Genomic DNA, 303 nt, shown 5'->3' on the forward strand with positions numbered 1-303 from the left:
TTTCAAGTAATACCAATTGGTTTGGGTGGCATATTATTCCAGACCATACACCAGGCGATTCTAATGGAAGAATGTTAATTATTAATGCCGATTTTACTGCTGGCGAATTTTACCAAACAACCGTTAGTGGGCTTTGCGAAAATACGACTTACGAGTTTTCTTCGTGGATGATTAATTTACTTCCGCCTTCTAGCTGCGGTGGCGGAATTCCTATAAATGTAAAATTCGAGATTTGGGATAATACCGATACTAATCTTTTAGCCAGCGGTGATACTGGAGATATAAACGGAACCACTAACCCTA

1 pseudogene is annotated in these 303 nt (G+C 39.3%); it reads left to right on the forward strand.

From position 1 onward, the window contains the following. Positions 1 to 303 (forward strand): annotated as a pseudogene (locus tag LG649_RS16040) (T9SS type B sorting domain-containing protein); the annotation flags it as partial.

Origin of the sequence: Neotamlana laminarinivorans (assembly GCF_020523925.1) — a bacterium.
Taxonomy (GTDB): domain Bacteria; phylum Bacteroidota; class Bacteroidia; order Flavobacteriales; family Flavobacteriaceae; genus Neotamlana; species Neotamlana laminarinivorans.